The sequence below is a fragment of the Asticcacaulis sp. W401b genome (genome assembly GCF_046503825.1).
In the GTDB taxonomy this organism is placed as follows: domain Bacteria; phylum Pseudomonadota; class Alphaproteobacteria; order Caulobacterales; family Caulobacteraceae; genus Asticcacaulis.
In genome coordinates, this window is the sequence record NZ_JBKFEE010000003.1 from 400,086 (window position 1) to 424,640 (window position 24,555).

Annotated in this window: 22 protein-coding genes and 1 pseudogene; 12 read left to right on the forward strand and 11 right to left on the reverse strand. The window is 60.6% G+C overall.

The genetic code is table 11. The annotated features are described in order from the left end of the window. Positions 1-144 precede the first annotated feature (144 nt). Positions 145-857: pseudogene (locus ACK8OE_RS09510) on the reverse strand (alkaline phosphatase family protein). A gap of 366 nt (positions 858-1,223) precedes the next feature. Here ACK8OE_RS09510 and ACK8OE_RS09515 point away from each other — a divergent pair. The 4 genes from ACK8OE_RS09515 to ACK8OE_RS09530 all read left to right on the forward strand — a co-directional run bounded on the left by ACK8OE_RS09515 (position 1,224) and on the right by ACK8OE_RS09530 (position 6,299). Beyond that, on the forward strand, positions 1,224-2,363 hold the full coding sequence (locus tag ACK8OE_RS09515; protein WP_410272334.1) for a peptidoglycan DD-metalloendopeptidase family protein: 1,140 nt from the start codon (positions 1,224-1,226) through the stop codon (positions 2,361-2,363). A gap of 141 nt (positions 2,364-2,504) precedes the next feature. Next, positions 2,505-2,804 (forward strand): preprotein translocase subunit YajC, encoded by a 300-nt coding sequence (gene yajC, locus ACK8OE_RS09520; protein WP_290799419.1) that lies wholly within the window; start codon positions 2,505-2,507, stop codon positions 2,802-2,804. 111 nt (positions 2,805-2,915) lie between these two features. Further along, entirely contained in the window at positions 2,916-5,507 is a 2,592-nt protein-coding gene (gene secD, locus ACK8OE_RS09525) for a protein translocase subunit SecD (RefSeq protein WP_410272335.1), read from the forward strand. Positions 5,508-5,600: 93 nt separating this feature from the next. Next, the gene (locus ACK8OE_RS09530; RefSeq protein WP_410272336.1) at positions 5,601-6,299 is read left to right on the forward strand and encodes a squalene/phytoene synthase family protein; all 699 of its coding nucleotides are present in this window, start codon (positions 5,601-5,603) and stop codon (positions 6,297-6,299) included. Between the two features lie 9 nt (positions 6,300-6,308). Here the strand turns inward: ACK8OE_RS09530 and ACK8OE_RS09535 are convergent, their stop codons facing one another. Together ACK8OE_RS09535 and trmFO are read right to left on the reverse strand one after the other, a co-directional pair. Continuing rightward, a complete protein-coding gene (locus ACK8OE_RS09535) occupies positions 6,309-6,995 on the reverse strand; it encodes a DUF1353 domain-containing protein (RefSeq protein ID WP_410272337.1) in 687 nt (228 codons plus the stop codon). 23 nt (positions 6,996-7,018) lie between these two features. Then, positions 7,019-8,431, reverse strand: coding sequence for a methylenetetrahydrofolate--tRNA-(uracil(54)-C(5))-methyltransferase (FADH(2)-oxidizing) TrmFO (gene trmFO, locus ACK8OE_RS09540; protein ID WP_410272338.1), 1,413 nt, complete (start codon positions 8,429-8,431; stop codon positions 7,019-7,021). Between the two features lie 147 nt (positions 8,432-8,578). Between trmFO and ACK8OE_RS09545 the strand changes: the two genes are divergently transcribed. Further along, positions 8,579-9,382: a hypothetical protein gene (locus ACK8OE_RS09545; RefSeq protein ID WP_410272339.1), complete on the forward strand. Its 804-nt coding sequence runs from the start codon at positions 8,579-8,581 to the stop codon at positions 9,380-9,382. 26 nt (positions 9,383-9,408) lie between these two features. Continuing rightward, entirely contained in the window at positions 9,409-10,308 is a 900-nt protein-coding gene (locus ACK8OE_RS09550) for a hypothetical protein (RefSeq protein WP_290799407.1), read from the forward strand. Here the strand turns inward: ACK8OE_RS09550 and ACK8OE_RS09555 are convergent, their stop codons facing one another. Both ACK8OE_RS09555 and uvrA read right to left on the reverse strand, forming a co-directional pair. Further along, positions 10,309-11,163 (reverse strand): carbonic anhydrase, encoded by an 855-nt coding sequence (locus ACK8OE_RS09555; RefSeq protein WP_126420167.1) that lies wholly within the window; start codon positions 11,161-11,163, stop codon positions 10,309-10,311. 92 nt (positions 11,164-11,255) lie between these two features. Next, entirely contained in the window at positions 11,256-14,138 is a 2,883-nt protein-coding gene (gene uvrA, locus ACK8OE_RS09560) for an excinuclease ABC subunit UvrA (RefSeq protein WP_410272382.1), read from the reverse strand. Between the two features lie 255 nt (positions 14,139-14,393). On the opposite strand from uvrA, the gene ACK8OE_RS09565 reads away from it, so the two are divergent. Then, positions 14,394-14,975 carry a hypothetical protein gene (locus ACK8OE_RS09565; protein WP_410272340.1) on the forward strand — a complete coding sequence of 194 codons (582 nt, stop codon included), beginning with the start codon at positions 14,394-14,396 and terminating at the stop codon, positions 14,973-14,975. Between the two features lie 2 nt (positions 14,976-14,977). Here ACK8OE_RS09565 and ACK8OE_RS09570 read toward each other — a convergent pair whose 3' ends face one another. The 4 genes from ACK8OE_RS09570 to ACK8OE_RS09585 all read right to left on the reverse strand — a co-directional run bounded on the left by ACK8OE_RS09570 (position 14,978) and on the right by ACK8OE_RS09585 (position 18,139). After that, a complete protein-coding gene (locus tag ACK8OE_RS09570) occupies positions 14,978-16,186 on the reverse strand; it encodes a TadE/TadG family type IV pilus assembly protein (RefSeq protein ID WP_410272383.1) in 1,209 nt (402 codons plus the stop codon). Positions 16,187-16,278: 92 nt separating this feature from the next. Continuing rightward, positions 16,279-16,719 (reverse strand): flagellar basal-body protein FlbY, encoded by a 441-nt coding sequence (locus ACK8OE_RS09575; protein ID WP_290799397.1) that lies wholly within the window; start codon positions 16,717-16,719, stop codon positions 16,279-16,281. Next, entirely contained in the window at positions 16,716-17,021 is a 306-nt protein-coding gene (locus ACK8OE_RS09580; RefSeq protein ID WP_410272341.1) for a rod-binding protein, read from the reverse strand. The genes ACK8OE_RS09575 and ACK8OE_RS09580 overlap by 4 nt, the downstream gene beginning before the upstream one ends. A 5-nt stretch (positions 17,022-17,026) precedes the next feature. Next, positions 17,027-18,139, reverse strand: a complete 1,113-nt coding sequence (locus tag ACK8OE_RS09585; RefSeq protein ID WP_410272342.1) for a flagellar basal body P-ring protein FlgI — start codon at positions 18,137-18,139, stop codon at positions 17,027-17,029. Positions 18,140-18,389: 250 nt separating this feature from the next. On the opposite strand from ACK8OE_RS09585, the gene ACK8OE_RS09590 reads away from it, so the two are divergent. Both ACK8OE_RS09590 and dksA read left to right on the forward strand, forming a co-directional pair. After that, positions 18,390-18,812: a flagellar assembly protein FliX gene (locus ACK8OE_RS09590; RefSeq protein ID WP_232037077.1), complete on the forward strand. Its 423-nt coding sequence runs from the start codon at positions 18,390-18,392 to the stop codon at positions 18,810-18,812. 247 nt (positions 18,813-19,059) lie between these two features. After that, positions 19,060-19,491: an RNA polymerase-binding protein DksA gene (gene dksA, locus ACK8OE_RS09595; protein WP_013478760.1), complete on the forward strand. Its 432-nt coding sequence runs from the start codon at positions 19,060-19,062 to the stop codon at positions 19,489-19,491. Between the two features lie 34 nt (positions 19,492-19,525). Here dksA and ACK8OE_RS09600 read toward each other — a convergent pair whose 3' ends face one another. Continuing rightward, complete coding sequence (locus tag ACK8OE_RS09600) at positions 19,526-19,726, reverse strand: hypothetical protein (RefSeq protein WP_410272343.1); 201 nt, start codon at positions 19,724-19,726, stop codon at positions 19,526-19,528. Between the two features lie 53 nt (positions 19,727-19,779). Beyond that, a complete protein-coding gene (locus tag ACK8OE_RS09605; protein ID WP_410272344.1) occupies positions 19,780-20,391 on the reverse strand; it encodes a TIGR00730 family Rossman fold protein in 612 nt (203 codons plus the stop codon). A 171-nt stretch (positions 20,392-20,562) separates the two neighbouring features. Between ACK8OE_RS09605 and ACK8OE_RS09610 the strand changes: the two genes are divergently transcribed. The 3 genes from ACK8OE_RS09610 to clpA all read left to right on the forward strand — a co-directional run bounded on the left by ACK8OE_RS09610 (position 20,563) and on the right by clpA (position 24,484). After that, positions 20,563-21,378 carry a hypothetical protein gene (locus ACK8OE_RS09610; RefSeq protein WP_410272345.1) on the forward strand — a complete coding sequence of 272 codons (816 nt, stop codon included), beginning with the start codon at positions 20,563-20,565 and terminating at the stop codon, positions 21,376-21,378. Positions 21,379-21,696: 318 nt separating this feature from the next. Then, positions 21,697-22,014, forward strand: a complete 318-nt coding sequence (gene clpS, locus ACK8OE_RS09615) for an ATP-dependent Clp protease adapter ClpS (protein ID WP_041659021.1) — start codon at positions 21,697-21,699, stop codon at positions 22,012-22,014. A 160-nt stretch (positions 22,015-22,174) separates the two neighbouring features. Beyond that, a complete protein-coding gene (clpA, locus tag ACK8OE_RS09620; RefSeq protein WP_410272346.1) occupies positions 22,175-24,484 on the forward strand; it encodes an ATP-dependent Clp protease ATP-binding subunit ClpA in 2,310 nt (769 codons plus the stop codon). Positions 24,485-24,555 lie beyond the last annotated feature (71 nt).

Here is a 24,555-nt window from a genome sequence, read left to right on the forward strand (position 1 = left end):
ATTCGCCACACAGTCTGGTTTGGTGCCTTTTCCGCCGTGCGTCAGCAGAGGGTTTTTATGGGGAGAGAAAACGGTGAGATCTCGTGTTTTTGAAATGCGGCCTGATGGCCCTGCTATTTGTTTGCCGTCCAAGCGGGTGCGATCCTAGCCCGACTTGTGCTCTGACACCCATGAGCGACCGCGCTTATAGAGGTTCGACTCCTTGTCGCACGGGCGGAAGGGCTTGAACACCGACAGTATATTGTCACCGAAATTGTCGTATTCCTGATAGACCTTCCAGCTTACGCCTGCCGCTTCCAGACGCTCGGCATAGGTGGTCCACTCATAGGCCTTGATCGATAATTGCTCATCACCGGGTCGCCGCCCAGACGCCCGCCGCCATTGCAACCCGTCCACAGGTGCAGGCGGTTGGGATAGGTCTGGGTCAGGGTCGAGCAGTGATAGGCGTCAAGAATGGTGAAGGTCGAGGCCAGCGCGTGGTAAAAGGGCAGGTCCGACGCCTTGTAATAGGTCATGCGGTGCTGCACCTGACGCGACACGCCCCACTGATCGAAGCGGCCGCCATTGACGATGATCGTCGCTGCGCTGTGCCCCTGATCGGCCCCATCGACCACATAGGCGTTGGCGGTTCTGAAGTCGGCCCAGTAGGGCTGCACATAGCCGTCCGGGTGCTGGTCGCTGGGCTGAAGCCAGACCGTGTGCCCGTTGCGCAGCCGCAGGGGACGCGGATCGCCCAGACCGCGCACGCCGGGAAAGCTACCGAAATAGTGGTCGAAGGTGCGGTTTTCCTGCATCAGGATCACCACATGCTCGACATCCATGATCGTGCCGGTGCGGTTATGGGCCGGGGTGGCCATGGCCTTTTCCAGAGTCGCCAGCGTGGCAGCGCTCAGCGGTCATGGCTGTGTCCCTTGCTTATAAGGTCAGTTCACTGAAATTAAGGCGATAAGAGATGTCGGTCACGCCGGTCTGGCTGTCGCTGACGCGATAAAGGATGTGCGGCGTATTGTAGTCGTCCGCCTCCGACTGTTGAGTCGCCAGAATTAGGGCATTTTGAATTAATTATCAGAATTAAAAGATCATATTCATTATGTGTAAATCTACGACCGCATATCTGCGGCGCCTTCCTTTGCAAATCCTCAACAGATGTGCGCTGCGGTAATCTTTCATTATCCATAGTTCGGTCATAAAGGCGCGAGACTACTGACGCTCCGGAGACCCTCATGCGCACCTTCAAGCGAATTTCCGTTTTTGTCCTGCCGGTGGTAACCGCAGCGGCCCTTTCGGCTTGTACGGTGATGCCCCAGACGCCGAAATATCCCATCTATATGGAGAACCGGCCGGTCGCCGAAGCGCCGCAGGCCGCATCGGCGGAGCCGTCCCCGGCACCGGTCGAGGAGCCAACGGGGATTCAGCCGTTGGGCTCCAAGGGCGGGATCACGACCACGGAGTTGCCACCCCCGCCACCGCCACCGCCGCCGCCGGCCAACACGGTTGCGACGAAGCCTGCGCCGTCCGCTCCGAAGCCCACGGCGACCCTGCCGGTGCACGACAGCCGGGCCGGGTTTGTCTATACGCTTCAGGCCAAGGATACGCTGTTTGGCGTGTCGCGGCGTTTTGGTGTGCCGGTGCAGACCCTGTACAAGATGAACGGTTTGGCCGCGGATTCCGTGACCCATATCGGTCAGAAGATTTTGCTGCCCGAAGGTGCCAAGGACAAGGGCGTGGAAGCCTATGCCTCCGGGCCCGCGCCTGAGCGTGTCAAGGCGGTGGTAGCGCAGGCCGATGCGGCGAAACCCGCCGCGACGCCGCCCGCACCCAAGCCGGTCGTGTCGGCACCCGTGGCCACGGCACCTGTGGTGACCCCACCTGTCGCAAAACCGGTTGTAACCGCTCCGACGTCGGCACCATCAAAGCCTGTTGAGACACCGAAAACGCTGCCTTCCGATACGGCGGGAATCGTCAAGCTGGGCAAGGGGCGCTTTGTCTGGCCGTACAAGGGGAATGTGCTGGTGCGTTATGGCCAGTTGGCCCCGAATGTGCGCAATGACGGTATCAATATCGGCGGCCCGGAAGGGGTGGATATTGTGGCCGCCGATGAAGGTACGGTGGTCTATGTCGGCGATCAGGTTAAGGAGCTCGGCAATACGGTCTATATCCGTCATGCCGATGGCTTCTACACCGGCTATTCGCACCTCGGTAAGGTCAGCGTGAAGTCCGGACAAAAGGTCGCTCAGGGGCAGGCCGTCGGCACCATGGGCAAGTCGGGAGCGGTGGACCGGCCGCAACTGCATTTCGAGGTGCGTTACACCCCGTCCTCCGAAATCGCCAAGCCCTTTGATCCGACGTTGGTTCTGCCCTGAGGCAGGCTCCATTGCCTGCCCAAAGCATAGCACGCGTAAGGAAGCCGTAAAAAGCGCATTGACCTTTTAATCTGTGTGCCTATGTATGGCGCAACCCTATTTCCTGCCTGCCGCTGGCGGGCCTAAACGGAGACCCCGGTCTTGGATACTGCCGCTCTTGTTCAGCTTCTGCCCTTCGTGGCGATCTTCGTCCTGATGTACTTCCTCATCATCCGCCCGCAGCAAAAGCGCGCCAAGGAACATCAGGCGCAACTCAATGCCGTCAAGCGCAACGACACGGTCGTGCTGTCGAACGGCATGATCGGCAAGATCACCCGCGTCGAAGAGACCCAGGTGATGGTGGAGATTGCGTCGGGCGTGAATGTGCCGGTCGTCAAGTCGATGATCGCCGAAGTCCGCACCAAGGGCGAACCCGCCCCGGCCAATGACAAGGCCGCCTAAGCGCCTTTAGTCCCTCTGGGCCTGTCTGATCCGTCAGACAGGCTTTTTGTGTTTTTATTCAACCCGTTCCCGTGAATTTTTTACAACGGGAGCTAAAGGGTCGTAACGATCATGATGCAATTGTCCCGCTGGAAAATCACCCTGGTGACGCTCGTCACCCTGCTGGGGATATGGTTTTCGCTGCCCAACCTCCTGCCAAAAACGGTCCTTGACCAGTATGGGTTCCTGCCGAAAAACGGCCTGAACCTCGGTCTCGACCTGCAAGGGGGCTCGCACCTTCTGCTTGAGGTCGATACGGAGGCTTTGGCGCGGGACAAGATCAAGAACCTGACCGAAGAGACGCGCGACCGTCTGCGCGGTGCCGGTATCGCCTTCGGCAGTCTCACCGCTCAGGGCGATGTGGTCAGCGTTCGTATCAACGAAGCCGGGCGTGTCGATGCCGCCCTGACCGCCCTGACGCCGCTGTCCAATCCGCTGGTCAATAATCCGTCGGCGCGCGATGTGGCCATTACCAAGGAAGCTGATCAGGTCATTCACCTGACCTACACCAAGGAAGGCAAGGCCGCCGCTTCGTCCGGCGCGGTGGACGCGTCCATTGAAACCGTGCGTCGCCGTGTCGATAATCTGGGGACGCGCGAACCCACCATCATCCGTCAGGGCACCAACCGCATCGTCGTGCAGGCCCCCGGTGAAAGCGACCCGGAGCAGCTCAAGCGCGTGATCGGCACGACCGCCAAGCTGACCTTCCAGATGGTGGACGAGTCGGCATCGCCGGCGGATGTAGCCGCCGGTCGTGTACCGCCGGGCTCCGAACTGCTGCCCACCTCCGACCCGACCTTGCCGCCGTCCATGGTCGTCAAGAAGCGCGTAATCGTTTCGGGTGAAAACCTGACCAAGGCCTTTGTCGATACTGACCAGAGCAACCGCCCGGCCATCGGCTTCCGTTTTGACGGCGAAGGGGCGCGCAAGTTCGGTGAAGCCACGTCGCAAAATATCGGTCGTCCGTTCGCCATCATCCTTGACGGCAAGGTCGTTTCCGCGCCGCGCATCATCAGTGCCATTACCGGCGGTTCGGGTCAGATCACGGGTAACTTCACCGTTCAGGAAGCCTCGGAACTGGTCAATGTGCTCAATGGCGGGGCGCTGACCGCGCCGCTGAACATCGAAGAACAGCGCGTGGTTTCGGCCGAACTGGGGGCCGACTCGGTGGCCAAGGGCCAGCTTTCGACGATTATCGCCTTTATTTCGGTCCTGATCTTCATGCTGCTGGCCTATGGCTGGCTGTTCGGCGGCATTTCCATTGCTGCTCTGATCGTCAACCTGATCCTGATTATCGCCGGTATGTCGGTGACGCAGGCGACCCTGACCCTGCCGGGTATTGCCGGTCTGATCCTGACTCTGGCCGTGGCCGTTGACGCCAACGTGCTGATCTATGAGCGGATGCGCGACGAAATTCGCGCGGGCCGTAACGTGATCGGTGCGCTGGATGCCGGTTTCTCCAAGGCCATGGAAACCATTATCGACGCCAACCTGACCTCGCTCGGCGCGGCGGCGATCATGTTCTTCTTCGGCGCCGGTCCGGTGCGCGGCTTCGCCTGGACCCTGTCGCTGGGCGTTATCACCTCGGTCTTCTCGGCCGTTATGGTGACGCAACTGCTGCTGGCCTGGTGGTATCATGCCCGTCGCCCCAAGACCCTGCCGATTCAGGCCGCGGACGGTAAGGGCGTGTGGCCGCTGATCAAGATCCTGCCGCAAAAGACGAATTTTGGCTTTGTGCGTTTCTCCAAGCTGGCCGGGATTATCTCTATCGTTCTGGTCGTGGGTTCGCTGTTCTTCACCATCTGGCCAGCCACGCCGCCGTGCGGCGGTCTGAATTGCGGCGTCGATTTCAAGGGTGGCACCATCCTCGAAATGTCGCAGAAATCCACCATTGATCTGGCCAAGCTGCGTAGCACACTCGATACGCTGGACCTGCACGACGTGCAGGTGCAAGGCGCCGGGCAGTCGGGTCAGGACGCCATGATCCGCTTCGAGTCGCCGACGACCAACGCGCAGGCGGCACTGGATCGCGTGCAGACCTCGATCAAGGCGCAGTTCCCGGACGCCAGCTTCAAACCGGCCACTGTGGTAGGTCCGAAGGTGTCGGGTGAGCTTTTCACCGGCGGTATTCTGGCGCTGGTCTTCGCCATCGGCCTGATGATGGTCTATATCTGGTTCCGCTTTGAATGGCAGTTCGGCCTGGGGGCGGTTGTTGGCCTGATGCACGACGTCATCCTGACCTTCGGCCTCTTCGCTGTCTTCCGTCTGGAATTCACCCTGACGGCGGTCGCGGCCATCCTGACCATCATCGGCTATTCGATGAACGACACCGTCGTCGTGTTCGACCGTATCCGTGAAAACCTGCGTAAGTATAAGAAGCTGCCGCTCAAGGACGTGATCGACCTGTCGATCAACGAAACCCTGTCGCGCACCATCATCACCGGGGTGACGGCGGTCATGGCGCTGACCGGTCTGGCGGTTCTGGGCGGTGAGGCGCTGTTCTCCTTCTCGGTGGCGCTGATCTTCGGTATCATTATCGGCACCTATTCGTCGATCTATGTGGCGGCCCCGGTCATCCTGCTGTGGGGCGTCAACCGCAATGCGGCCGAAGCCGAGGTCGTTGATGTCGGCGGCTTCAAGGGCAAAAAGGCCCCGCAGCCTTAAAGCGGGTCTGCCAGACTTACAAATGACCGCCCTGTCCGTTTGGCAGGGCGGTTTTTTTGTTGCTTTTGGTGTGCGGCAGGGTAAGGGCAGGGCATGTCCGACTCCCCGATCTTGCCCGAAGACGAAACCGTACCGCGCGATGAAGTCGTGCGTCTGGCCGCAAACTTCATCGAGGATGCGCAGACGCGGGCAGACGTGCTGGCGCTGCTGGCCTTTGCCGAGGTGCTGCGCGATGTCCCGGCCCGCGTCTCCGAACCACTGCTGGGGGATATCCGCTATACGTGGTGGGGTGAGGCGCTGGAGGAAATCCGTGACGGGCGTAAGGTGCGCTACCATCCGCTGAGCACGGCGCTGGCGGGCGTGGCCGAACGCCATGCCCTTGATATGCAGGCGCTGATCGACGCCATTGAGCCGCACCGCTTACAACTGGATGGTCGCCTGTCTTTGCGCGACGCTTTGAGCGTGGCCGACAAGGGGCAGGCCGTCGTATTGGCCCAGGCGGCGAAGGTGCTGGACCCGACGGCCGATGCGGCGTGCCTGCTCATCCCGGCGAGGTTTCAGACTCTGGCGACGCTCAAGGTGGCGGGTCATTTGAACGCCGACGAAGCGGGCGTGGAAGAGGGCCGTCATCTGTACCGTGAGGCGCGTCAGGGGATGAAGCGCGTGCCGCCGGCCTTGTTGCCCTTGGTGTTGCCGACGGCGGTGGCTGCCGGTCTGTGGCAGGGTCGTGTACGTAGTGCCCTGTCGGTGCGTTTGAAACTGCTCTGGGCGTTTGTGACCGGCCGGATTTAAATCGAAGCCTTACCCAATCCCGAACAGCGGTTTCTTTTTCGGCGGTTGTGACACAGTCGGAGTCACAGGGGCCGGATACAGCGGATAGGCTTTCCAGCCCCTGGCCACCATCTCTTCAAAGCCCTTGCACTGCGGCAGGGTCATGATCACGCCGGTCTTCGGCTTGGCAAACGGGGCGGGGAAGCGCGCCGACGGGAAGGCCGGGTTGACGAACACCCAGTCCGAGGCAAGCCCATAGCCTTTTTCACCGCCGGTACGCACCGCATTATAGGCGATGCGGGCCTCGATCTCGCTGACGCCCCATTTGCGCATGGCGCGATAGAAGATGTCGTCGGCGTCCTGACGCTTACCCGGTTCCCCGATGGCATAGAGCCAGTCGTGGACAATGGCGGCGCGGATGGTCGGCCCGTCCGTATTGACGGCAAACTGCCCGAACCACGGCACGGACGCGAAGTCGGTGCGGAACCATTTTGGTACCACCACCACCTTGCCCGTCAGCTTGTCGCAATAAGGGAATTCGTCGTTCAGAGTATAGAGCTTGCGCCCTTCCTTTTGCACATCGAACAGCATGATGGGCTGCGGTTGCAGTGAGGAGGGGATGACGACCGGTGTTGGCACGACCGGTGGCGTCTCGGTCGTTGCGCAGGCGCTTAGGCTCAGAACGGACAGAGCAAGAAGAGGGGCGAGGGCTTTCATCACACACACATGTCAGACGGCACTCAGGCCGGAACCGCCTCTGTTTTTAACCACGTCTCGATATCGCGCAAGGCCCGAACGCTCATCTGGCGTTTCTTGGCGCGGGTACGATCCTTGACGGGGATCTTCTTGCCGTCTTCATCGAACTTCGGGGCCTCCATCGGCGGCAGGAGTCCATAGTTGATATTCATAGGCTGGAAAGACACCTTTTCGTCGGCCAGATGCCCGCCGGTGATGTGCCCGATCAAGGCCCCCAATGCCGTGGTCGGCGGCGGAGGCGGCAGGGTTTCGCCGCGGGCTTCGGCGGCAGCGAAGCGTCCGGCCAGAAGACCCATGGCGGCGCTTTCGACATAGCCTTCGACGCCGGTGATCTGCCCGGCAAAGCGCAAAGACCGTTCACCAATCAGGCGCTTAAGCCGCAGGTCGGCCCCCAGCACCTTGGGCGACTGGATGAAGGTGTTGCGGTGCAGCCCGCCCAGACGCGCAAATTGCGCGTTTTGAAGGCCGGGGATCATGCGGAAGACCTCGACCTGAGCGCCGTGTTTCAGCTTGGTCTGAAAGCCGACCAGATTATACAAGGTTCCCAGGGCATTATCTTGCCGAAGCTGAACAATCGCATGAGGTTTAACGGTCGGATTGTTGGGATCGGTCAGGCCCACCGGCTTCATCGGGCCATAGCGCAGGGTTTCGCGGCCGCGTTCAGCCATCACCTCGATGGGCAGGCAGCCGTCGAAATAGGGGACGTGCTCCCATTCCTTGAAATCGGCCTTGGGGCCGGTCAGCAGGGCATCGACAAACGCCTCGTACTGGTCCTTCGTCATGGGGCAGTTGATATAGGCCGCCGCGTCGCCACCGGGGCCTTCCTTGTCGTAGCGCGACTGCCGCCAGGCGATCGACATGTCGATGCTTTCGGCGTGGACGATAGGGGCGATGGCGTCAAAAAAGCTGAGGTGGCCTTCACCGGTCAGTTCCAGAATGACCTCGGACAGGGATTCCGAGGTCAGCGGCCCCGTGGCGCAGATGACGTTTTTCCAGCCCTTGTCTTTCAGCGAGGTGACTTCCTCGCGCAGGAGGGTCACCAGCGGATGCGCCGTCAGCGCGGCGGTGACGGCCTGCGAAAAGCCCTCACGGTCAACGGCCAGCGCACCCCCGGCGGGCACCTGATGCGTGTCGGCACAGGCCATGATCAGCGAGTTGCCGCGGCGCATTTCGGCGTGCAGCAGGCCCACGGCATTATATTTCCAGTCGTCCGAACGGAACGAGTTGGAACAGACCAGTTCGGCGAGGCCGTCGGTCTGGTGCGCGTCGGTCGGTTTGATGCCGCGCATCTCATGGATAACAACGGGGATACCGGCCTGAGCCAGTTGCCAGGCGGCTTCGGAACCGGCAAGGCCGCCGCCGATAATGTGTACGGGTTGGACTGTCATGCGGGTCATATAATGAGATCGTATGACGATGTCACGGTCTCGATGAAAAACATCGGGCAGGTTGCCTTTGCCCTTTTAAAGGGAAAGGATTTGTTTAACAGTGGGCCCCGCTTAGGGTTAACGCTGCGGGTTATCGGGCTTTTGGGGATTTCGACAATGAGTTTCGGCACGGCCTTTCATCTGATCGGTGCGCTGAAGACGGCCGGGCAGAGCCTGCCGCTGCTGTGGCGTAAGGCGGGCCCGGTTCTGGGTGTTCTGTTTGTCGTACTGCTGCTGGGGCATTTGCCGCATCTGGATGTGTGGCTGCGGCGCGGCCTGATCGTGGTCGGCGTGATCGCGCACACGGCGGCGGCAGGCGCTTTGTACCGCGTCGCGCTGTTCGGGGAGCGTTTTGCCGCGGCCGAAGGTCTGGGCTTTGGCGGCTTGCAGTTCGGCCGGGCCGAACGCCGCCTGCTGGGGGCCAGCGCGCTGGTTCTGCTGTTCTGGTCCATCGTGTTTATCGCGGGGGCCGTTGTGCTGGCCCTGTTTATGGGGGCGGCGGGCCTGCCCGAAGACAGCTATCGCACGCCGCAGGCCTTGTTGCGCACCCTGATTGAAGGGGCGCAACCGCAAGGGGTCGTGATCGGCCTTGCGATCATCGCCGTTCTTCTGACGCTCAGCATCCTGACGGTGAAGCTGTGGTTGCACCGCGCCGCCACGGTGGCTGAACATCGGCTGGTGTCGCTCAATGCGCTCAGCCTGTCGTCGGGCCAGACGGTCAAGCTGGGCCTCGGCTACGTCTATATTCTGATGCCGTTTATCGTCCTCAGCAGCCTGATGCCGCCGCTGATGATCTTGGCCGGGCTACCTCTGGGGGGCGTGATCAATCTGGCGCTGGGCGTCGGCGTGTTCATGCCGCTCAGCATCGCTTTTTTGGCCTCAGCCTATAGGCAAATCAGCGCGCTTCGCGCTAAGGGATAGTCAGTTCTCTTTCCCCGGTTCCGTGCATGGCCTCCTCCGTTGATTTTGCCTTTGAAGGCTTCCGTATCATCCGTGAGCGGCCCATCCTGATTGCGTGGTGGGGAGCGGTTCTGCTGGTGGCTTTGATCCTTTCGACGGCCTTGCTGATGTCGGTCGCCGGTCCGGAATGGAATGCGCTCATTCAGGGGCAGGTGCCGAACGAGCCGGAAAAGGCAGCCGAGTTGCTCCTGCGTCTGGGGCCGGCCTATGTGCTGGCCCTGATGGTTACCCTTGTGTTTTCGGCGATTATCACCTGCGCTGTCTATAGGGCCGTGCTGGGCGGACATTCGCCGCAGTTCGGTTTTCTGCGTTTGGGGACCGATGAGGTGCGTCAGATGGCGCTGTCTTTCGTTTTGGCGATGGTCATTATCGTAGTGACGCTTCTGATTACCGTCGTTCTGGCCATATTGGGTGGTCTTCTGTCTTTGCTGGTCGGGGCGGTGTCTCAGGCCGTCGTCCCCGTTATTGGTGTGCTGACGGCCATCGCCGCCATGATCTTCAACATCTGGCTAATGGTGCGGCTGTCTATGGTCAGCGTGCAGAGCTTCGATGAGGGCCATTTCAATCTGACGGGTTCCCTGAAACTGACGCAGGGTCGTTTCTGGTCCCTGCTGGGCGGCTTTGCCGTAGCCTTTCTGATGGCGCTGGTGGTTAGTATGCTGGCGCAGACCGTCTATATGGCGCTGGCCGTTCTGGTCACGGGCCGCGATGTGACGTCCGTCGAAGACGTGCCGCAACCCGACGTCTCGCAATTGGCTAATCTTATGGAGCCGCTGACGGGGGTTTATCTGGCGGTCAATGGCGTGATCGCGCCTCTGACCACAGCGATCATGATCGGTGCCGTTGCCGCGGCCTATCAAACCCTGAAAAACACGCCGAACGCCTGATCAGCTACCGACAAGGTGCAGGATGTCACGGCCCTGCGGTGGCTGGATCGGGCGCGCGTTTGGTCCGGTCAGGCGCTGATAGGCGTCCACCTGTTCTGGCGAAATCGACAGGGGCGAGGCATAGACCAGCCAGGTGACCTTTTCCGTGCACGGCGGCGTGGTGAGCGAACCGGAATAGGCGTAAAATTCTTCGGTCGCCGGCATCAGGTCGCGCGCATTGACCAGCAGGTCGGGGATCAGGGCCGCCGGACCCGGATCGGTCGGCAGCCACGTCCAGATGGGGGCCAGCATCGGGTCGGCCACGCCGACATCCGAAAGGACGCCAATAACCAGCAGGTCGCCCTTGTCATTCTTGTGCACAAAGTGGGTTTCGATAGCCGCACGGTGACCGTCGATCGTGTGTTCGGACGGAGTGTGGAAATGGAACTGCACCAATTTGTAACGCACCCCGTCCATCACCACGCCGCCGCCGTCGGTCGGGGAGACCTGAATGGCGTGCCCAAGATTCTGGATCTTGGCCGGGGATGAGGTGTAATCGAGCGTCAGATTGACCGATTTGGGGGCCGCCACGCCGGTGAGGTTGATCGGCGACTGACGCGGGCCGGTTTTGCAGGCCTTGTTCTCAGTGCTCAGATCGCCCCAGTGCGCCGGGCCGTCATCGCCTTCGTAGCTCCAGTGACTGACGTCACCCTTGGCTGCACCGTGACCGTCCCCACCGTGATCACCGCCCCCATGCTCGCCCGCGGCTTCGGCATGAGGATCGCCGTGCTCCGCCTTGGGTTTGCCGCAGGACGACAGGCCCGCGCTCATCAGGGCAAAGGCAGCAACCGTAAACAGCAAAACAGGGCGGCGCATGGCGAACTCGAATCGAGAGTGAGGATGCTCGATTCAATGCCGTAACAGGGTTAACGCAGTGTTCACTTTGGGCACTGATCCGCGTTTGAACCCTATTTTTTCCGCGCCTTGTGCCGGGCCAGAATGTCTTTCAGGTATTTGCCGGTCCACGACTTCGGATTGTCCGCTACCTTTTCCGGGGTGCCAAAGGCCACGATCTCACCGCCGCCGTCGCCGCCTTCCGGGCCGAAGTCGAGCAGCCAGTCGGCCGTCTTGATGACGTCCAGATTGTGCTCGATCACCACGGTCGTGTTGCCGTGATCGGTCAGTTCGTGCAGCACCTCCAGCAGCTTGCGCGTATCCTCAAAGTGCAGACCCGTGGTCGGTTCATCGAGAATATACAGGGTCTTGCCCGTGGCGCGTTTCGACAACTCTTTCGACAGCTTGACGCGCTGCGCCTCGCCGCCCGACAGGGTCGTCGCCTGCTGGCCGATCTTGATATAGCCCAGGCCGACGCGCTTTAGCGTCTCCAGCTTGTCGCGGATGGACGGCACGGCCTTGAAGGCTTCGGCGCCTTCCTCGACCGTCATGTCCAGCACATCGGCGATGGAATGGCCCTTGAAGACGATCTCCAGCGTCTCGCGGTTATAGCGCTTGCCCTTGCACACATCGCAGGTGACATAGACGTCGGGAAGGAAGTGCATCTCGATCTTGATGACGCCGTCGCCCTGACAGGCTTCGCAGCGGCCACCCTTGACGTTGAAGGAGAAGCGGCCCGGTCCATAGCCGCGCGCCTTGGATTCCGGCAAGCCGGCGTACCAGTCGCGGATCGGCCCAAAGGCCCCGGTATAGGTGGCCGGGTTGGAACGCGGTGTGCGGCCGATGGGCGACTGGTCGATCTCGACCACCTTGTCGAAAAACTCCAGCCCCTCGATCTTGTCATGAGCGGCAGGATTGGCCGAGGCATTGTTGAGGCGTCGCGCCGCCGCCTTATGCAGGGTTTCCAGCGTGAAGGTCGATTTGCCGCCGCCGGAAACACCGGTGATGCAGGTCATGACCCCCACCGGGATTTCGCCGGTGACGCTTTTCAGATTGTTACCGCGCGCCCCGATGACCTTGAGCATCTTCTTCTTGTTTATGGGGCGGCGCTCATTGTCCGTGTCCTTCGAGAAGTAGAGCGGGATTTCGCGTTTACCGGTCAGATATTGCCCGGTCAGCGAGTTGGCATTGGCCTTGATGTCTTCGGGTGTGCCTTCGGCCACCACCTGACCGCCGTGCACACCCGCCGCCGGCCCCATGTCGATCACATAGTCGGCGGTGAGGATGGCGTCTTCGTCGTGTTCGACTACCAGCACGGAATTGCCGAGGTCGCGCAGGCCTTTCAGGCTGTCGAGCAGACGGTCATTGTCGCGCTGATGCAGGCCGATCGAGGGCTCATCCAGCACGTAGAGCACGCCGGTCAGGCCGGAACCGATCTGCGACGCCAGACGGATACGCTGACTTTCGCCGCCGGACAGGGTGCCGGAATTGCGCGACAGGTTGAGATAGTCGAGCCCGACCGCATTGAGGAAGTTCAGGCGGTCAAGAATTTCTTTCAGGATGCGCCGCGCAATATCCATCTGCTTTTCCGTCAGATGGTTTTGCAGATCGGCAAACCAGTCGTGCGCCTTCTTGATCGACAGACCGGAGATTTCGGCGATGTCCCTGGCATTGACCTTGACGGCCAGGGCTTCGGGCTTGAGGCGCTTGCCGCCGCAGGCCTCGCAAGGGGTTTCGGCCTGATAGCGGCTCAGGTCCTCGCGCACCCACGACGAGTCGGTTTCGCGGTAGCGACGCTCCATATTGGGGATGACGCCCTCAAACGGCTTGGTCACGTCGTAGCGACGCGAGCCGTCCTGATAGACGAACTTGATCTTTTCCGAACCGGACCCCAGCAGGATCACGTCCTGCGCTTCCGGCGTCAGGGCGCGCCATTTGGTGTCCATCTTGAAGCCGTAATGCCCGGACAGGGCTTCAAGCGTCTGCGCGTAGAGCGGCGAGGGGCCCTTGGCCCACGGAGCAATGGCCCCGTCCTTGAGGCTCAACGACTCATCGGGCACGATCAGCGAGCGGTCAAAGGTCAGCTTGACCCCCAGACCGTCGCAGGTCGGGCAGGCGCCGAAGGGGTTGTTGAACGAGAACAGGCGCGGCTCGATCTCGGCAATGGTAAAGCCGGAGACCGGGCAGGCGAATTTTTCTGAAAAGATCAGGCGCTTCGGCTCGGTTTCGCCTTCCGCGATGTCGGCATATTCGGCGATGGCCAGACCATCGGCCAGCCGCAGCGCCGTTTCCAGACTGTCGGCCAGACGCTGCATCAGCCCGCCCTTGACGACCACGCGATCCACCACCACGTCGATATCGTGCTTGTACTTCTTGTCGAGCTTGGGGGCGTCTTCGATGGCGTAGTACTGACCGTCGATCTTCAGACGCTGGAAGCCCTGACGCTGAAGGTCGGCGATTTCTTTCTTGTACTCGCCCTTGCGCCCGCGCACGAAGGGGGCCAGCAGGAGCAGGCGCGTCCCTTCGGGCAGGGCCATGATCTTATCGACCATCTGCGAAATGGTCTGGCTTTCGATGGGCAGGCCCGTGGCGGGCGAATAGGGCACGCCGGTGCGCGCCCACAGAAGGCGCATATAGTCGTGGATTTCCGTTACCGTGCCGACGGTCGAGCGGGGGTTTTTGGAGGTGGTCTTCTGCTCGATGGAAATGGCTGGCGACAGGCCTTCGATCAGGTCCACATCCGGCTTCGACATCAACTCAAGAAATTGCCGCGCATAGGCCGATAGCGACTCGACGTAGCGACGCTGCCCCTCGGCATAGATGGTGTCGAAGGCGAGTGACGACTTGCCCGACCCCGACAGGCCAGTGAGCACCACCAGCTTGCCGCGCGGAATATCGACATCGACGCCCTTGAGATTATGCTCACGCGCGCCGCGCACCTTGATGAAGCCCTGCATCAGGTTTGAGCTGCTCATCAGCATATCCTTGTCGTGTCCGCTATCGGCCATTACGCATATCCATCCGGGGAGGCAATTCCACCATATAGGTATAATGGCGGTGTCGAAAAAGTGTCAGCAGAGGTTTGCGGGTTCACTGCCCGATTTGCGGAGGGGGCGCAAGAACGTTTTGCGAACGCTTTTGTAAAAACTGTGACCGTGGCCCGCCTCGCAAAGGCCGGAATGTTTCGCTCAACTGACAGAGACGGCGGCGGCATGGCGCATCACATCATTCAATGGCGACATGTGGGGCTGGCGGCGCTGATCGTCGTCGCGGCGCATCTGGTGCTGGCTCTGTTGTTCATGATGTCACGGCGTGAGGAAACCACGGTCGAGTCCCCCGTCATTACCGAGATAGGCTTTGTGCCACCTGTGCTCATCCGTAAGGGGCCCCGGCCCGAAAGGCCGGTGCGCCGGACGCGATCGGCGTCTCATCGTCAGGAGACTTTCAATGCCGCGCCCTCAGAGGTCGCGCCCCTGACGACGGTCAGGGGAGAGCCGCCGCCCGAAGCGGCTGATGCGGTGTCGCGTGAGACCCTGGGGGCGACCTTGCGACACGCACAGGCCTGTCGCCGGGCCTTGATGGAGGGCAGCGTCCTGCCGCCGGACTGTCCGGCGCGCGGCGAGGGGTTAAACCGCCCCTTGCCTGTAAAGCCCGGAGATCAGCCCTATTGGGACAAGCAGATCAACGACAATGCGTTCCGGCGTCGCTACAAGAGCGAACCGGGCAACACGGAATACTGGCAAAGGGTCAATCGCAGTCGCTCAGACCCACAAAGACACACCCCGCAGGAGTGAACCTATTTCAACAGGCGTATGTTGGTCAGAGCTCCACCGGTACCGGAAGACCCCGTGACGGGTTCAAGGTTCCAGGTGGTATTGTTCAGGATCAGCCGGTTCATCACCATCGACAGCTTGTCGCTGCTCATTTTTGATTGCGCATTGAAAGTGACGTTGCGACTGGGCAGCCAGATTACGCCGTCCATATGGTTGGCCACGGCGCTGTTGAAAATAAAGTCTGTATTGCTCAGACCCGGCCTCTCAAAGAACAGCAGATTTTTGTATGTGCCCGTGTCGGGGGCGGTAAGGTCGGCGGAAATGCCGGAGTTGAACTGGATTTTCGTGGTGTCCTCGAAATAGAAGGTTACGCCCTTGCCCGTCCACGTCCCGCCATTGACGTTCCAGCCGCCGCTGCGGATGACGTACAGGCCGGGAGCAAAACTGACCGTAGCCGAGGAATTGTTGAAATTGAACCAGCCGCAATAGACACCGGGGCTGAGGCTGACGCTGCTGGTGTTACAGTTGCCATTCGACACCGTGCACGTCGTGCTGGCCACGGTCGGGATAAGCGCCGCCCACTGATCAGCAACGGTGGGGCACGACAGGCTCAGGCGATCCACCGCCGTTGAGTTACGAATGACATTGCTGCCTTCGATGCACACCTTCTTGAAGTTCAGGCTGGAGCCCGAATTGAAGATGGCAGCCGGACTGCCCTTTGAACGCACCTGAATTTCGCAGTTTGGGGCGGTTATTTTGGCGCCGGAATTAACCAGAAGCGCCTGGCTGCCCGACGGATCAAGCACCTGAATACAGGGGCCTGACGATTGGCTGGCCGCCGTGCCCACGGCTGTGGCGGTAACATTGATGGTCAGGCTGGAAATACCAAACAATCCTAGCAGGCCCGTGCGGTTATTATAAGCCACGGTTCCGGTTAGGGTTGTTTTGTCTGTCGTGTAGCCCGGCGTGGCGCTGAGGCCTTCGGGCAGGTTTGAGGCGAAGATGCGCGTGGCAACGGTGCTCCGCTGGGATGTCTCCTGACGCAGCCCTCCTAATACCGACGCGTCCATAGCGTCCTGTAGTTTTGCCTTCACGGAATAGTAGTTGTTCAGGTCAATGGCACCGCCGACGGAGCCGGCCATAGCCATCAGTGACAGAGCGAAGGCAAATGTCGTATTGCCGCCTCTATGCGAAACATCGCGTCGAAGGGGCGTGACAAGGGGTGCAGATATGGTTCATTTCCCGATAATCGCCACCATTGGTAGCGTATCCTTGTGAACACATGCTTAAGTCACACCGGAAAAATGACACCGGTTTCTGAATTTTACGCCTTGAAGCCGTAGTTCAGCGACTGAGGCGTGCGATCCTTGATTGAGGCGCCGGGGCCATAGGTCAGGCTGGGTTTACGCGTTTCGTTCAGCGAGTCGGCTATGGCCTTCATCAGCCCTTCGGAGATGGTCTTGGCGGCCTCGACGGCGCGGGCATGGCGCTCCGATATGGCCACAAAGCCTTCGGTGGCCTTGCGCAGGCTTTGTTTGTGGGCGGCGCTCAGCCCTGTCAGACGCGAGGGATCGGCCTTGAGGCGGGCGCTTTCCTGACGATACAAGGCCGACAGGCTGCGCGTCTCTTCGACCGACTCGCGGATATCGAGCGGACGGTGAGCCTCAAGCGCCTCGGTTTCAGCGCTCAGGCGTTCGGTCAGGCGCTCGGTGAGCACCAGAAGCTGCGCGGCGTAGTCATCGGCGTCGCGGGCGGAAATGCTCATGAGTTCGTCTCCTGTAGGGCAAGCAGTTGTTTCTGAACCTGAGCGGAAATACCGACACCGCCGGATTTTACCACCTGACCGGCCAGGGCGTCGAGATAGACGGAACGAAAAGCCTCTTCGCCTTCGCCGCCGCCGAACATGCCATCGGTCGAAAGACCTTCGAACATCGGCTTCAGCATCTGGGAAATGACCATATCTTCAAAGTCATCGCCGACCTTTTTCGGGTCGCGGGTCTTTTGCGGAGACAGTGAAAACGGCTTGGCATCCAAGGGGGACGAGACAGTTTTATCCAAAGGGCTCATAGGTATTACATCACCTCAATATCGCCTTGCAGCGCGCCGGAGGCCTTGATGGTTTGCAGAATGGAGATCATGTCGCGCGGGCTGACGCCAAGCGCATTCAGACCATTGACCAGATCGCCGAGCGAGGAGGTTTCTTTAAGCTCATAAAGCCGTTTCCCCTTTTCCTCTTCGACACTCACCGAGCTGTCGGGGACGGCTGTGGTCTGGCCCTGCGAGAAGGGGGCTGGCTGACTGACGAAGGGGCGCTCATCGACGCGAATGGTCAGATTGCCCTGCGCAATGGCGACGCGCGAGACGCGGACGTTTTCGCCGATGACGATGACGCCATTGACCTCATCAATCACCACCTTGGCCGGGGTATCGACGGTAACCGGCATTTGTTCAATGGCGGTAATGAAGCTCATCATGTTCATTTCCGGCCGGTTGCGTACCGACACCACCGTCGGGTTGTCGGCAAAGGCTGTGCCGGGATAGGCCTTGTTGACCGTATCGGCGATACGCTTGGCCGTAGTGAAATCGGGGTTTTTCAGCGTCAGGCGCACAATGGGCATGGCGTTGAAGTCAAAGCCCGTTTCGCGTTCGATAATGCCGCCTGAGGCGATGCGCCCGGCGGTCGGCACGCCCTTAGTGACAGAGGAGCCCGATGCTCCACCAGCAGATACGGAACCGGTCTGGATCGAGCCTTGCGCCGCCGCATAGGCTTCGCCGTCAGCCCCCAGAAGCGGCGTCACCAGCAAGGTGCCGCCAAGCAGGCTCTTGGCGTCGCCCATAGCTGAGACCGTCACGTCAATGCGCGCACCGGGCGCGGCAAAGGGCGGCAGTTCGGCGGTGACCATGACCACGGCGGCATTTTTGGTATTCAGCGAGGCGTCACGTATATTGACGTCCAGCCGTCCCATCATACTTTCCATGGTCTGTTTCAGCATGGGGGCGTTGCGCACTGTGTCGCCCGTACCGTTCAGACCGACGACAAGGCCATAGCCAACCAGCTGGTTCTTCCGCACGCCTTCAATATCAACAATATCCTTGATGCGCGATGCGGCCGCGGCTTCGCAAGCCCCGAGGACCGGCGCGCAAAGCGACAATAAGGTAGCGAGGGCGGCAATCAGAAGGCGCATACGCATGTCCACACAAAGGGCATTAACCATGTTGAGCCAACTGCGAAATCTGTGCCAGATGAAAAACCTTTAAAAGTCAGTGACGTGAGCTTCGCCTTATGGGGCGGGGGAAAAATCTGCCGGGCCGTTAAGGGCTTGGAAACCACGGGCAGGCAAATACTCACCGTCTGTACACCCTTAGAAGAGGGTTTCGCGTCTTTATCGCCAGAACGGCCCCGACATGACCATACCACCGCTGAATGGGGCAAGCATGATCAAGATCAACGGACCGGCCGGACCGACCACTGTGGGCGGAGGCAATGCGCCGCGCCGCGCGTCAGGCGGCTTTTCGCTGAACGGATCATCCGAAACAAAGTCAAGCGCGTCCGCGGCCTCGGTGTCGCAGGCCCTGTCTCTGGGCGGGATTGATGCGCTGCTGGCCTTGCAGGCCGAAGACGACGTGCTTCAGGGGCGCCGCCGCCGTCAGATCAAACGCTCTCAGGATATTCTCGAAGCGCTGGAAGAGTTGAAGCTGGCGCTGCTGGGCGGCACCATTGATGACGGCGCGCTTTTATCGCTGCAAAAGATGATCGAGCTTCAGCGCGAAGAGGTCGAGGATCAGGGGCTGCAAAGCGTGCTCAACGAAATCGAAACCCGCGCCTATGTCGAACTGGCCAAGCGCCGACTGATGTAAATTCCCCTCTGACGCGAAGCCTGTGCGATGGTGACGTTTGCGCTGCACCATCGAAACCCCGTTAGAGTAAAGAAAACGTGATTGTTCACGGGTGATTCCACGGGTATAAGCCGCGCCATCGGACCCGCGCTGTCACGTCCATATGGGGCCCTGTTCTTGCAGGGAGGGACGTAGCGGCAGGTAACGTCTCAATTCGGGGCTAAAACCAAGGGTGCCGACAAACAATGTCATGGGGTGTGGTGCAAAGATGAGCGCTGTCGAGCTTTCCAAATCCGATACCGATGCCTATCGTCCCAAGGACGACGAAGAATACATGAATGAGCGTCAGCTCGCCTATTTCCGCAAAAAACTGATCTCGTGGAAGACGGAAATCCTGGCCGGGTCGAAAGAAACCGTTTCGGTCATGCAGAAGGAAACGGAAAACCACCCCGATCTGGTGGACCGGGCCTCTTCGGAAGCCGACCGCGCGCTGGAACTGCGGACCCGCGACCGTCAGCGCAAGCTGATCTCCAAGATCGACGAAGCCATCGCCCGTATCGACGACGGCTCTTACGGCTTCTGCGAAGAGACGGGTGAGCCGATTGGTCTGGGGCGGCTTGAGGCGCGCCCGACCGCGACCCTGTCTATCGAAGCGCAGGAACGTCATGAGCGTTCCGAACGTGTTCATCGCGATGATTGAGTAAAGAAAAGGCGCTTGAACAGCGCCTTTTTTGTTATCCTGTCGGCGTTGGATCGCCCAGATCCGCCTCGCTGTCGATGTCGGTATGCGCATCTGGCGGCGTTCCCTCCGTTGCGGGGGGAGGGGGTATCTCGTCAAAACCGTAAGGATGGTCGCTGGCGGCTGCGGTCTTGGGGCCGTAATCGCTCAGGCCATTCTTTTTGGGCGGTTCATGGCGCGGGGGCAGATCAGTCATGGGCGTCTCCTTTGCCCCGAGACTGCCTGCCCCCGTCTAAAGAAGCGATCGTGTTACAGCACGCGGCGCGTGTCGATTTCCTCATCATGCGAGGCCAGTTCGGCTATGGCTCCTAACACCTCTTCGACCGTATCCACGCTCTTATAGGTGTTGCGGAAAGCGTCCGGCGTGAACCCCTTACCGACGGTAAAATCGACCAGATCGAAAAAGGGCTGCCAGAAGCCGCCCGAATTGAGGAAGATGATCGGCTTCTTGTGCAGATCGAGCCGACGCCACGACAGAAGCTCGATGACTTCCTCCAGCGTCCCGACCCCGCCCGGCAGGACGACAAAGGCATCGGCCTCTTCAAACATCATCATCTTGCGCTCGTGCATCGACTGCACCACGATGGTTTCGACCTCATCAAGCAGGCGTTCCTTGGTGCGCAGGAATTGCGGCATGATGCCCAGCACCTTGCCGCCGGCCTGAGACGCCCCGCGCGCCGCTTCGCCCATCAGGCCCACGCCGCCGCCGCCATAGACGAGGCGCAACTGACTACGGGCCAGAATTTGACCCAGTTCCCGTGCTTCGTCCTTGTAGCGCTGATCGACGGCGTCCGACGAACCGCAATAGATGCACACCGACAGGATGGGGCGCGGCGAGGCGGGGGAGACGGAGTCGGGCATCGCTAATCCTTGGAACTATGGTTGCGGGCGGGCTTGATTGCCACCGGCGACAAACGATATGGTCAATCGCGTAAACAAATGAATGTCGTCGTAAATTAAAGGGCTTTGCCGGGCGTGCGCAACGCTTTTCAACGATGACAGACGTGTTCTGTGCATGAGATTTGTCAGGCTGTGATAAGCCTGCTGAAAGGTATCGACGTTCCGATGGGGTTCAAGCTGAGCACTGTGGCGCTGTGCGCTGCTTCGGTCGTGCTGTTGTCCGGCTGCGGCGACAAGGCCCCGGAAAAGGTCGAGGTCGCCGACTATGTGGCCACCAATCGCGGCTATGTGAAGTCGCCCGAAGTGACTTCGGTAGCGGTAACCGCCGCCGGTGAATTGCTGGTCACAGGGGCCGCCCTGCCTGAGGCGCGCGTACGCCTGACCAGCCCCTCCGGGCAGGCCTATGGGGTCACAGCGGGCAGCGACGGACGCTTTCAGGCCAGCCTGCCACAGATGTCGGGCGGCAGCTTTTACGATCTCGCCATGGAGACCGAAGGACGGCTGATGCGGGCAGAGGGGCGTCTGTTTGTGCCACCCGCCTCGGATATCGGTGCCCCCCCGCGCTCGGTTTTATTGCGGCCCGGCGCGTCGGCCCTGCCTTTGTGGCCGCAGGCCGGACTTTTTGCCGTCGTCGATTACGATGCGGGTGGGGCTATGGCGGTATCCGGTCGTACCGATCCCGGCATAATGGTCGATGTGGAAATCGACGGGCAGCCGGCGCTTGAGGTGCGCTCCGGCGAAAACGGCGTCTATACGGCGGCCTTGCCGGTCAGGGGCGGTTTGCGCAGTGGGACGGTCACCATCGGGATACGCGCCCGCGACCGTTTCGAAACGCGGCAGGTCAGTCTGCGGCAACCTCCGACCGAGGGGGCCACCCTGATGGGGGTGGCGTGGTATGTGGACTGGGCCATCAGCGGCGGCGGCCTTCAGACGACGGTCGTGTTCTGAGCCGCTTGGCCCTTTTGCTATGCGTCATTGACGACATATTTGTAACGCAGTTGCGCAAACTGTGATGCGAATAACGCAAATATGTGCGTAGCGGCCTCTTAACAGGATTAAAGTTTGCACTATCTTGAAGTCAGGCGAAAACTGTCGGAGCATTCTCTCCGTAAGGTTTTAGCTTCGTGTGAGTCTCAAAAGACGAAGGGGGGTTCGCCTGCCCATCGCCCAGTTAAGAGGACAGGTTTGACGTTTGGTCCCTCCCTGCTGCGTCCGCTGCTATCGGCAAATTCGCCGGTTGAGGCGGCGCGCGCCCCGAAGGCCCCGGTGACCGATGTGGACAAACCGGCCAATGCGCCGTTTGCCGTCATCGACGCCAAGCCCAAGGCGGCGAAGCCCTCTCTTTATCGCGTGTTAATTCTCAACGACGACTATACCCCTATGGAGTTCGTCGTGTACGTGCTGGAGCGATTCTTCAACAAGTCGCGCGAGGACGCCACCCGTATTATGCTGCACGTCCATCAGACGGGCGTCGGTGTTTGCGGGGTCTATACCTATGAGGTCGCGGAAACCAAGGTCGCCCAGGTGGTGGACATGGCCCGTCGGCATCAGCACCCTCTCCAGTGCACCATGGAGAAAGACTGAATCTGATGCCGACACTCTATCCAGAATGCCGACACCAACACCCTCTCCAGTGTACGATGGAGAAGGACTGAGGATCGCTTGAACCCGACTTTCAGCCCCCGTTCATCGAGGAGACGTAAGACTAAACTGTACCCGCTTTTTGCTCCAAGGAGAGGCCGACATGCCATCGTTTTCAAGCGCTCTCGAAGAAACCCTGCATCGCGCGGTGGGTCATGCGAACACCCATCACCATGAGTACGCGACCCTGGAGCACCTTCTGCTGGCCCTCGTCGATGACGTCGATGCCGCAGGCGTCATGACGGCGTGTAATGTCGATCTGACCAAGCTCAGGACCGCATTGACGGCCTATATCGAAACCGACCTTAAATCGCTGGTCGTTCCGCATTCCGAAGAAGCCAAGCCCACTGCCGGTTTTCAGCGCGTCATTCAGCGCGCGGTGATCCATGTGCAGTCGTCGGGCCGCGACGAAGTGACCGGCGCCAATGTGCTGGTGGCCATCTTCTCTGAGCGCGAATCCCATGCCGCCTTCTTCCTGCAGGAGCAGGAGATGACGCGCTATGACGCGGTCAACTATATCGCCCACGGCATCGCCAAGAAGCCGGGCGCGTCCGAGCCGCGTCCTGTGCGCGGATCGTCCGAAGATGGGGCACCGTCTTCCGAAGAAAAGTCGGGCAAGGCGGCGTCCACCGATGCCTTGGCGGCCTATTGCGTGGATCTCAATGAGAAATCACGTCACGGCAAGGTCGATCCGCTGATCGGGCGGTCGGCCGAGGTCGAGCGCGCCATTCAGATCCTGTGCCGCCGTACCAAAAACAACCCGCTGCTGGTCGGTGATCCGGGCGTCGGCAAGACGGCCATCGCCGAAGGTCTGGCCAAGAAGATCGTCGAAGGCGAGGTGCCTGAGGTGTTGGCCGGGGCGACCATCTATTCGCTCGACATGGGCACGCTGCTGGCCGGGACCCGCTACCGCGGCGACTTCGAAGAGCGCGTTAAGCAGGTGGTCAAGGAGCTGGAGGCGCATCCCAATGCCATCCTGTTCATTGACGAAATCCACACCGTCATCGGTGCCGGGGCGACGTCGGGCGGGGCGATGGATGCCTCCAACCTGCTGAAGCCGGCTCTGGCGTCGGGGGCCCTGCGCTGCATGGGTTCGACCACCTATAAGGAATATCGTCAGCACTTCGAGAAGGATCGGGCCCTGGTCCGTCGCTTCCAGAAGATCGACGTGACCGAGCCGTCGCTGGACGACACGGTGAAGATTCTGAAGGGCCTCAAGCCTTATTATGAGACCTTCCACAATCTGAAATACACCGATGCCGCTATCAAGACGGCGGTGGAACTGTCGGCGCGCTACATCACCGACCGCAAGCTGCCGGACAAAGCGATCGACGTGATCGACGAAGCCGGGGCCTTACAGGTCATCCTGCCCGAAGGTAAGCGCAAGAAGGTCATTGGGCCGAAGGAGATCGAAACGGTGATCGCCAAGATCGCCCGCATCCCGTCGAAGTCGGTGTCCAAGACCGATACCGAGGCGCTGCGCGACCTGACCAACGACCTGCAACGGGTTGTCTTCGGTCAGGACGAGGCCATCGAACAGCTTTCGGCGGCGATGAAGCTGGCCCGGGCGGGTCTGCGCGACGCCAACAAGCCCATCGGGTCTTACCTCTTCTCCGGTCCGACCGGCGTGGGCAAAACCGAGGTCGCCAAGCAGTTGTCGCAAACGCTCGGCATCGAATTGCTGCGCTTCGACATGTCGGAATATATGGAGCGTCACACCGTGTCGCGGCTGATCGGGGCCCCTCCGGGCTATGTCGGCCATGATCAGGGCGGCCTGCTGACCGATGCTGTGGATCAGACGCCGCACGCCATCGTCCTGCTCGACGAAATCGAGAAGGCGCACCCGGATATCTATAACATCCTGCTTCAGGTGATGGATAACGGGACGCTGACCGATGCGGTGGGCAAGAAGGTCGATTTCCGAAATGTGGTGCTGATCATGACCACCAATGCGGGCGCTTCGGACAATCAGAAGAACTCGATTGGCTTTGGACGCGAAAAGGTGTCGGGTGAGGACGAGGTGGCCATCAAGCGCCTGTTCACGCCGGAATTCCGCAACCGTCTCGATGCCATCGTCACCTTCCGTCAGCTCAAGCCAGAGGTTATCGGGCAGGTCGTGCAGAAGTTCATCCTTCAGCTCGAAATGCAACTGGCCGACCGCAACATTACGATCGAGCTGTCGCCGGATGCCGAAAAGTGGCTGGCTGAGAACGGCTATGATGAACTCTATGGCGCGCGTCCGCTGGCGCGGGTCATTCAGGAGAACATCAAGAAGCCGCTGGCGGACGAGATCCTGTTCGGCAAGCTGGTGCGTGGCGGGCATATTCTGGTCAAGCTGGCCGAGGGCAAGATCGCCTTCGACATCACGCCGGCCAAGGACAAGAATGCCTCTCGCGCCGAGGCGGTGGACTAGCAGGGGTCTCGACCCCTGCACCCCGTTAGTCGGGCGCTTAAGTTATGGGGTGTGGGGTCCGTGACCCCACA

Coding starts and splice junctions, on each gene's coding strand:
- secD (WP_410272335.1), top strand. CDS start 2,916: ATGATGCAATTGTCCCGCTGGAAAATCACCCTGGTGACGCTCGTCACC.
- ACK8OE_RS09580 (WP_410272341.1), bottom strand. CDS start 17,021: ATGAGCCCTTTGGATAAAACTGTCTCGTCCCCCTTGGATGCCAAGCCG.
- ACK8OE_RS09575 (WP_290799397.1), bottom strand. CDS start 16,719: ATGAGCATTTCCGCCCGCGACGCCGATGACTACGCCGCGCAGCTTCTG.
- ACK8OE_RS09590 (WP_232037077.1), top strand. CDS start 18,390: ATGATCAAGATCAACGGACCGGCCGGACCGACCACTGTGGGCGGAGGC.
- ACK8OE_RS09600 (WP_410272343.1), bottom strand. CDS start 19,726: ATGACTGATCTGCCCCCGCGCCATGAACCGCCCAAAAAGAATGGCCTG.
- ACK8OE_RS09585 (WP_410272342.1), bottom strand. CDS start 18,139: ATGCGCCTTCTGATTGCCGCCCTCGCTACCTTATTGTCGCTTTGCGCG.
- uvrA (WP_410272382.1), bottom strand. CDS start 14,138: ATGCAGGGCTTCATCAAGGTGCGCGGCGCGCGTGAGCATAATCTCAAG.
- ACK8OE_RS09550 (WP_290799407.1), top strand. CDS start 9,409: ATGGCCTCCTCCGTTGATTTTGCCTTTGAAGGCTTCCGTATCATCCGT.
- ACK8OE_RS09545 (WP_410272339.1), top strand. CDS start 8,579: ATGAGTTTCGGCACGGCCTTTCATCTGATCGGTGCGCTGAAGACGGCC.
- ACK8OE_RS09515 (WP_410272334.1), top strand. CDS start 1,224: ATGCGCACCTTCAAGCGAATTTCCGTTTTTGTCCTGCCGGTGGTAACC.
- ACK8OE_RS09565 (WP_410272340.1), top strand. CDS start 14,394: ATGGCGCATCACATCATTCAATGGCGACATGTGGGGCTGGCGGCGCTG.
- clpA (WP_410272346.1), top strand. CDS start 22,175: ATGCCATCGTTTTCAAGCGCTCTCGAAGAAACCCTGCATCGCGCGGTG.
- ACK8OE_RS09555 (WP_126420167.1), bottom strand. CDS start 11,163: ATGCGCCGCCCTGTTTTGCTGTTTACGGTTGCTGCCTTTGCCCTGATG.
- ACK8OE_RS09535 (WP_410272337.1), bottom strand. CDS start 6,995: ATGAAAGCCCTCGCCCCTCTTCTTGCTCTGTCCGTTCTGAGCCTAAGC.
- ACK8OE_RS09605 (WP_410272344.1), bottom strand. CDS start 20,391: ATGCCCGACTCCGTCTCCCCCGCCTCGCCGCGCCCCATCCTGTCGGTG.
- ACK8OE_RS09530 (WP_410272336.1), top strand. CDS start 5,601: ATGTCCGACTCCCCGATCTTGCCCGAAGACGAAACCGTACCGCGCGAT.
- dksA (WP_013478760.1), top strand. CDS start 19,060: ATGAGCGCTGTCGAGCTTTCCAAATCCGATACCGATGCCTATCGTCCC.
- trmFO (WP_410272338.1), bottom strand. CDS start 8,431: ATGACCCGCATGACAGTCCAACCCGTACACATTATCGGCGGCGGCCTT.